Origin of the sequence: Halovenus aranensis, assembly GCF_900100385.1 — an archaeon.
Classification (GTDB): domain Archaea; phylum Halobacteriota; class Halobacteria; order Halobacteriales; family Haloarculaceae; genus Halovenus; species Halovenus aranensis.
Genome location: NZ_FNFC01000009.1, coordinates 157796 through 164651 on the forward strand (window position 1 = coordinate 157796; position 6856 = coordinate 164651).

At 64.0% G+C, this 6856-nt stretch carries 7 protein-coding genes; 3 read left to right on the forward strand and 4 right to left on the reverse strand.

Annotated elements, in window-relative coordinates; translation table 11 throughout:
• The first annotated feature begins 89 nt into the window (after window positions 1-89).
• Window positions 90-2489: a sensor histidine kinase gene (locus tag BLR34_RS10790; protein ID WP_092702864.1), complete on the forward strand. Its 2400-nt coding sequence runs from the start codon at window positions 90-92 to the stop codon at window positions 2487-2489.
• Window positions 2490-2576: 87 nt separating this feature from the next.
• On the opposite strand, the gene BLR34_RS10795 is transcribed toward BLR34_RS10790, so the two are convergent.
• Genes BLR34_RS10795 through BLR34_RS10805 form a run of 3 tightly spaced genes read right to left on the reverse strand, consistent with a single transcriptional unit; the run spans window position 2577 to window position 4547 of the window.
• A complete protein-coding gene (locus BLR34_RS10795) occupies window positions 2577-2858 on the reverse strand; it encodes a hypothetical protein (RefSeq protein ID WP_092702866.1) in 282 nt (93 codons plus the stop codon).
• Window positions 2859-2904: 46 nt separating this feature from the next.
• Window positions 2905-4065: a pyridoxal phosphate-dependent aminotransferase gene (locus tag BLR34_RS10800; protein WP_092702868.1), complete on the reverse strand. Its 1161-nt coding sequence runs from the start codon at window positions 4063-4065 to the stop codon at window positions 2905-2907.
• Window positions 4062-4547, reverse strand: a complete 486-nt coding sequence (locus BLR34_RS10805; RefSeq protein WP_092702870.1) for an Lrp/AsnC family transcriptional regulator — start codon at window positions 4545-4547, stop codon at window positions 4062-4064. The genes BLR34_RS10800 and BLR34_RS10805 overlap by 4 nt, the downstream gene beginning before the upstream one ends.
• 103 nt (window positions 4548-4650) lie before the next feature.
• On the opposite strand from BLR34_RS10805, the gene BLR34_RS10810 reads away from it, so the two are divergent.
• On the forward strand, window positions 4651-5706 hold the full coding sequence (locus tag BLR34_RS10810; RefSeq protein ID WP_092702872.1) for a M20/M25/M40 family metallo-hydrolase: 1056 nt from the start codon (window positions 4651-4653) through the stop codon (window positions 5704-5706).
• Between the two features lie 48 nt (window positions 5707-5754).
• Here BLR34_RS10810 and BLR34_RS10815 read toward each other — a convergent pair whose 3' ends face one another.
• Window positions 5755-6522 (reverse strand): LolA family protein, encoded by a 768-nt coding sequence (locus BLR34_RS10815; protein WP_092702874.1) that lies wholly within the window; start codon window positions 6520-6522, stop codon window positions 5755-5757.
• Window positions 6523-6582: 60 nt separating this feature from the next.
• On the opposite strand from BLR34_RS10815, the gene BLR34_RS17400 reads away from it, so the two are divergent.
• The gene (locus BLR34_RS17400) at window positions 6583-6840 is read left to right on the forward strand and encodes a Sir2 family NAD-dependent protein deacetylase (RefSeq protein WP_218120880.1); all 258 of its coding nucleotides are present in this window, start codon (window positions 6583-6585) and stop codon (window positions 6838-6840) included.
• Window positions 6841-6856: the final 16 nt, after the last annotated feature.

The window sequence follows — 6856 nt, forward strand, 5'->3', positions numbered from 1 at the left end:
TAAGAGCGTCGCTTCCTGATGTATCACCCGGGCGCATCTTCGTTGGGACCGGACCGAGCGAGACCAGCGTCACCAAGAGTTCCGACATCATGAACGCACAACAGCGACTCCGGGCACTGTACGAGATATCCCTCACGGTCGAGTCCAAAGAGACCGTCGAAGCAACAGCGACGGAGGCGTTGACGGCGTATCTGGAACACCTACACTGTGCTGTCGGCGCTGTGTTCCACACCGAGGACGAGGCGCTGTCACTGGTCTCTGCTGTCCCGGGTGGACCGGCCCAGAGCGACCTGCTCGCGGTCGCGCGCGACCGTCTCGAGTCCGACGCGCAAGCCACAGACAGGTCGTCGATGACAGCGTCGCTACCGGTCTCCGAGATTGTCGCGGGCGTGGGCGAGTATCACCTGTTCGAGCTCCCGGCGTTTGGTGTACTCGTTCTCGGGACAGACGAGAGAGAACTCGACGACGCGACCCTGGCGGCGCTCCCGGAGCTGAACGAAACGGTCGCACGCGCCTGTTCGTCGGCGGTAACGCGAGAGCGACGCCGGGCGCAACGCGACCGGTTCGAAGCAGTCTTCGAGGCGATTCCGGACCCAGTCGTCACCGTCGTCGTCGAAGACGGCGTCGAGCGTATCGCCCGTGCGAACGAGGCCTTCGAGGAGCGATTCGGCTACGAGGACGACGCTATCCGCGGGCAGAGACTGGACGCGCTCATTCGGCCCGGGGACGGAGAATTCGATAGCAACGAACTGGTGGCGGCGCTCGACCGCGGCGACTCGTTCACCGCAGAAATAAAACGGGAGACGTGTTCGGGGACCGGCCACTTCCTGTTCAACGCCGTCCCGCTCGCGACGCAGTTAGACACGGAGTATGTCGGCATCTACGTCGACATCACAGCGCGGAAAGAACGCGAGCAGACCCTCGAGGCGCTGTCCGGGGCGGTACAGGACCTCTTGGACGAGGACTCGCGCCAGCAGGTCTGTGCGCGGGCAGTCGAGGCGGTCGAGTCTGTCTTTGGCTATGCGAACGTCGGCGTTCACCTGTACAATCGGGAGAGAGAGACGCTGGAGCCGGCGGCAGTGACCGAACAGCTGCGCGAGCAGTTCGACGACGAGCCGCCGAGATACACCACCAGAGACACAGTCATCTGGGAGGCATACGAGACCCGCGACCCGGTTCGAATCAACGACGTAGATACCTTCGAGGGAAGGCTCCCCGACCGCGAGACGCCCGCCGAGAGTGCGGTCGTCCTGCCGGTCGGTGTCCACGGCGTGCTCATCGCGTCCGAGTCCGAGCCCCACGGATTCACCGACCGGGACGTGCAGTTTCTACGGCTGCTGAGCCAGCTGGTTGCGGTCGCTCTCGACCGGTCGACCAACCGAAACAGGCTGGCGGGCGTCCAGCGCGCAATCAGCAAGGCGCTGCAGGCAGAGACACACGAGGAGATGGCCGAGACGGTACTCGACACGATACCGGCTGTTCTCGACTTGCCACTCGTCGGCGTCTGGCAGTATCAGCCAAGCAAGAAAGTCCTCGAACCGCTCGGGATGACTCAGGATGCGGTAACACTGATCGGTGATCCGCCGCCCTTCGACGAGGACGGCGAGAGTATCGCCTGGCAGGCGTTCGACTCCGGGTCGACGACGCTCGTCTCGGACGCCTCACAACACCCCGACGCCTACAACGACGAGACGCCAATCAAAGGGGAGATTATCGTCCCAATCGGCGACTTTGGGGTAATGACTGCCGGCTCGACCTACGAGGACAGTTTCACGCAGTTCGACGCCGAGGTGCTCGAAATACTCGCGGCGAATCTCGAAATCGTCGCCGAAGTCATCGACAGCCGCCAAGACGTTGCGTTGCTCGAACAGGTCATTGCACGGGTACTCAGACACAACGTGCGCAACAAGCTGACGCCAATCCGCGGGTACGCGAGCACAATCGCCGCGGAGGTCGACCAGCCACTCGACGCGTACGCCGAGGCCGTCATCGAGAACTGCGACGAACTGGCGCGGACGGCCGAACACGCCCGCGAGATGCGAACTGTCGTCCAGCGCCGAGACCAGATGACAACCGTCTCCCTGGCGGAGGCGGTTCGCACAGCCACAGCGACCGTCGAGTCGGAGTTTCCCGAGGGAGAGTTGCTGTTGAACATCGAGGCCGAGCCAGACGTGACGGCCCACCTAGAGCTGACGACTGCACTCCGGCATCTGATACGCAACGGCTTCGACCACAACGACAGCGAGCGGCCACGCGTCGTCGTCACGGTCGACGACCGGCCGGCCGGTCCGACGGTCGAAATCGACGACGACGGTCCGGGTATCGACGCCTACGAGGTCGAAATTATCGACAGACACGGCGAGTCTGCGCTCGAACACGGCAGCGGCGCAGGACTCTGGATTATCGACCGCGTTATCGAGTATTCCGAGGCACTCCTCGACTTCGAGACCGACGACGGCACGACAGCGACGGTCACGTTCCCGCAGTGACCGACCCACGGACAGGGTTCGTTCGTCGCGGCTATCGCTGTGTCAGGTGTAGATTTCCCGATGGCGCTGTTTCTCGCCGGCAGGCCGTCACTCGTCGTCGATGCTCACGCCGACAGGTTCGTCAGGCGTCTCGATGTCGACATCGGGGTCGTCGCCGCCGACGAGGAACTTGAGGACGGCAGCGACGACCGCGAGGACGACGAGAACGACGACAGCTGCAACTGCCGTGCTTGGCCCGGCAGCGCCGTTGTCTTCGCCGTCCTCGCCGTTGCCCTCGTAATCGACTTCGCCCTCGTCCTCGCCCCACTGTGCCTGGGCGGAAAACGAGCTGTCCGAGAGATTAACTTCGAGAATTGTGATGTCTACCATACGTCTCTGTTCGACAGGCAGCCTCTTACCCGTTGTGCACAGGTAGCTACGCGTCCGGGTCGTCGTGTGTCTCGACGAAGCGCTCGATACGGTCGAGTGCCTCCTTGAGGCCGTCCATTCCGGTCGCATACGAGACCCGAAGGTGTCCGTGGCCGCCCTCGCCGAAGGCATCGCCCGGGACAGCCGCGACGCCGGTCTCCTCGAGTAGCGCCTCCGCGAAGGCCTCGCTGTCCTCCCAGGGAGTCGTGGGAAAGGCGTAGAACGCGCCGCTTGCGGGAAAGCAGTCGATACCCATCTCCTCGAACCGAGAGAGGACGAGGTTCCGGCGGCGGTCGTACTGCGAGACCATCTCCGCGACCACGTCCTCACAGGAGTCGAGTGCCTCCAGTGCCACGTGCTGGGCCGTCGTCGGGGCCGACAGCATGGTGTACTGGTGGACGCGGTTCATCGCGCGCGTCGCTCCCGCCGGCGCGAGCACGTACCCCAGCCGGAGGCCCGTCATCGCGTACGCCTTCGAGAAGCCGTTGATGACGATTGTTCGCTCGCGCATACCCGGCAGCGTCGCTATCGAGGTGTGGTCGTGCTCGTAGCTCAACTCCGCGTAGATTTCGTCCGAGACGACGGTGAGGTCGTGTTGACGGGCGAAATCGGCGACCTCCGCGAGTTCGTCGCGGGACATCGTCGCGCCGGTCGGATTGTTCGGATAGCAGAGAACCAGCATCTCGGCCTCGTTGGCTCCGGCGTCAGCGAGGACCTCAGGGGTGAGTGTGAACTCGTCCTCGCGGCGGGTCGGCACCGGACAGACCTCGCCGCCGGCAAAGCGCACGCCCGGCACGTACGACACATAACACGGCTGGGCGACCGCGACGGTGTCGCCGGGGTCGACGAACGCGCGAAACGCGAGGTCGACTGCCTCACTCGCGCCCGCAGTGACGAGAATCTCCTCGTCGGGGTCGTAATCGAGGTCGTAACGATGGTCGACATCCTCGGCGATTGCCGCCCGGAGGTCCTGCCGGCCGCGGTTTGCAGTGTAGGATGTTTTGCCCTGTTCGAGTGACGCGATACCCGCCTCACGGGCGGCCCAGGGGGCCGCGAAATCGGGCTCGCCGACACCCAGTGAGATGACGTCCTCGCGCTGTTCTGCAAGCTCGAAAAACCGGCGGATACCTGACGGCGGGACCCGGTCGATGCGTTCGGCCGGCTTCATGGTGAGACAGAGAGCCGGTCGTCGTCGTGCCCGTCACCGAGCAGGATGCCCTGTTCTTTGTACGAGTCCATCACGTAGTGGGTAACCGTCTGGGTGATTTCGGGAACTGGCGCGACCTTGTCACTGACGAACTGTGACACCTCACGCATCGAACCGGCCTCGACCTCCATGAAGAAGTCGAACTCGCCGCTGACGAGATGCAGCGAGTCGACCAAATCGAACTTGGCGAGTCGGCTCGCGATATCTTCATAGCCCGTCTCACGGTCGAGCGTGACGTTCAACTCGACGGCCGCCCGGACGGACTCCTCGTCGCGTTTGCGCCTGTCGACGATTGGCTGGTACCCCCTGATGACACCGTCTTCTTCGAGGCTGTCGATGGCCGCCTCGACGGCCGCTGGCTCCATGTCGAGTTGCCGCGCGATGTCTTCGGTGCTATAGCGTGCGTTCTCACAGAGCGCAGTCAGTACCTCGTCGTGGCTCATAGCACAGACATGAAGAATAATGATAATAGGCCTGTCGGAATTCCCCGGGGACGGTCACAACCGACAACGGTAGATTCAGGTGGGCCGGGTCCAACGGCCCGGTATGGACGACACAACGCGGGAGTTCCTCGACTCGTTGTTACAGACATCGACGCCGTCGGGCTTCGAAGCGCCCGGCCAGCGCGAGTGGGTCGACTACGTCTCCGAGTTCGCCGACGAGGTGCGGACCGACGAGTACGGTAACGCCGTCGCCATCGTCGAGGGCGGCGAGCCGACGGTCGCGGTGACGGGTCACTGCGACGAAATTGGTTTCATGGTCCGTGACATCAACGACGACGGTTCGCTCAGCCTGACGCGCATCGGCGGCTCCGACAAGACTGTCTCACAGGGCCAGCACGTCGTCGTCCACACCGACGACGGCACGGTTCCGGGCGTCATCGGTCAGACCGCTATCCACCTGCGCGACAGAGACGAAGATTCCTACAGCAAGATTCGCGAACAGCACGTCGACATCGGCGTCGACGAGGCCGACGCCGCCGCGTCGCTCGTCGAGGTCGGCGACCCAATCACCTTCGACCAGACGGTCTCCGAACTCGAAGACGGGCGCATCACGGCCCGCGGGCTCGACAACCGTATCGGCATCTGGGCGGCCGCCGAGGCACTGCGCCGGGCCGCCGAGCGCGACCCCGAGGCGACGGTCTGTGCCGTCAGCACGGTCCAAGAGGAGGTCGGCCTGAAGGGCGCACAGATGGTCGGGTTCGACCTCGCGCCCGACGTGGCGATTGCGACCGACGTGACCCACGCGACCGACGGTCCCGGCGTCCCCGGCGACCGCGATACGGGTATCGAACTCGGTGACGGCCCTGTGGTTGCCCGCGGCAGCACGAACCACCCCAACGTCGTCGCGGCGGTCCGTGAGGTCGCCGACGACGCCGACCTCGACTACCAGTTGCAGGCCGCCGGGAGCCGGACCGGGACCGACGCCGACGCCTTCTACGTCTCCCAGGGCGGTATTCCCTCGCTGAACGTTGGCGTTCCCAACCGCTACATGCACACGCCCGTCGAAATGCTCGACCTCGACGACCTCGACGCGGCCGCGGAACTGCTCGGACAGTTCGCCGCCCGCGCCGCCGAGTTCGACTACGCGGTCGAGTTCTGAACACGGTACAAACGACCGTGTTGCCGGATTGGCGGTGTGTACAGCGGGTTACGGTGTAATCGGTGCCCGAGCGTCGGTGGCGTTCTCGGAGTCGGTCGGCGTCTGTACTGTCGCGTTCTCGGGTACCTCGAATTCGAATCTATCGTCGTCGACCCCTTCGAACGTGATATTGCGGTACCGGAACACCCCGGTCTCTTCACCCTCGATTCGCTGTTTCACAAGGAACATGTACTCCGCGTCTACCCACAGCTCCATACGCGTCGTGTTGAACGGTGTCTCCGTCTCGTCTAGCTGTTCGTCCCTGCTGGTGATACCGCCGGGCAAAAGCGGCGGAACGAGTTGGTCACGGTCGCCGGCGGGGTCGAGTGTGAGGTGATAGACCGTGCGTCCCTGATACTGCGTTTCGCGGATATCGGTGACTGGAGCGGTCTGAAGTATCCTGGCAAGTCCTCGTCGCATCTGGGTAACCGGGTCGTCACCCGAACCGCCGGGCCTGACGCGAACCGTGTTCTGTCCCGGGTCGTACCGCCAGCGGCGGTCACCGTCATCGACAGTAACGGTGGTCCTACCGCCGACATCGTTCTCAACCCGGCTCGCTCCATCACTTCGATACCAGGCGTCGTACGAGAGCGAGAGCGTCGCCCCCTCGTACGTCCAGTTCGCTTCGAACGTAGCTGCGACCGTCTCTGGCGGGTCCGTCTCGTTGAGGTCGGCGAGGAGGGTCTCGGTCGTCGGGTTGTCGTCACCGAATGTCAGACAGCCCGCGCCGACAGTCAGGAGCAGACAGAGAACCACGAGGGCGTGTATGCGGGCCATGTCAGCCAATGGAGTGTGTCCGGCTTGACCGTTTCCCCCGAATTGACTGCCGGGAGACTTTTGCTCGGTGCGGTCTCAGAGCCGAATGTGAGAGACGACACAGTCGAGGCGGTCGCAACGGCGCTCAGGACCGCAGACCACGCGGTCGCCCTGACGGGTGCGGGCGTCTCTACCGCATCGGGCATCCCCGATTTCCGGAGCGAGGGGGGCGTCTGGGACACCTTTGACCCGGCAGAGTTTCAGTCGATCACATCGGGTTTGAGTGAAAGTGTCTGCTTGGGAAAAGTGTGGAACCTACCCAGGCAGACAACGAGATAGAGGAAGAGCACCTGCT

Bases quoted from the DNA above. Each gene is read 5' to 3' on its own strand.
- BLR34_RS10790 (WP_092702864.1), top strand. From the start codon at position 90: ATGAACGCACAACAGCGACTCCGGGCACTGTACGAGATATCCCTCACG.
- BLR34_RS10795 (WP_092702866.1), bottom strand. From the start codon at position 2,858: ATGGTAGACATCACAATTCTCGAAGTTAATCTCTCGGACAGCTCGTTT.
- BLR34_RS10800 (WP_092702868.1), bottom strand. From the start codon at position 4,065: ATGAAGCCGGCCGAACGCATCGACCGGGTCCCGCCGTCAGGTATCCGC.
- BLR34_RS10805 (WP_092702870.1), bottom strand. From the start codon at position 4,547: ATGAGCCACGACGAGGTACTGACTGCGCTCTGTGAGAACGCACGCTAT.
- BLR34_RS10810 (WP_092702872.1), top strand. From the start codon at position 4,651: ATGGACGACACAACGCGGGAGTTCCTCGACTCGTTGTTACAGACATCG.
- BLR34_RS10815 (WP_092702874.1), bottom strand. From the start codon at position 6,522: ATGGCCCGCATACACGCCCTCGTGGTTCTCTGTCTGCTCCTGACTGTC.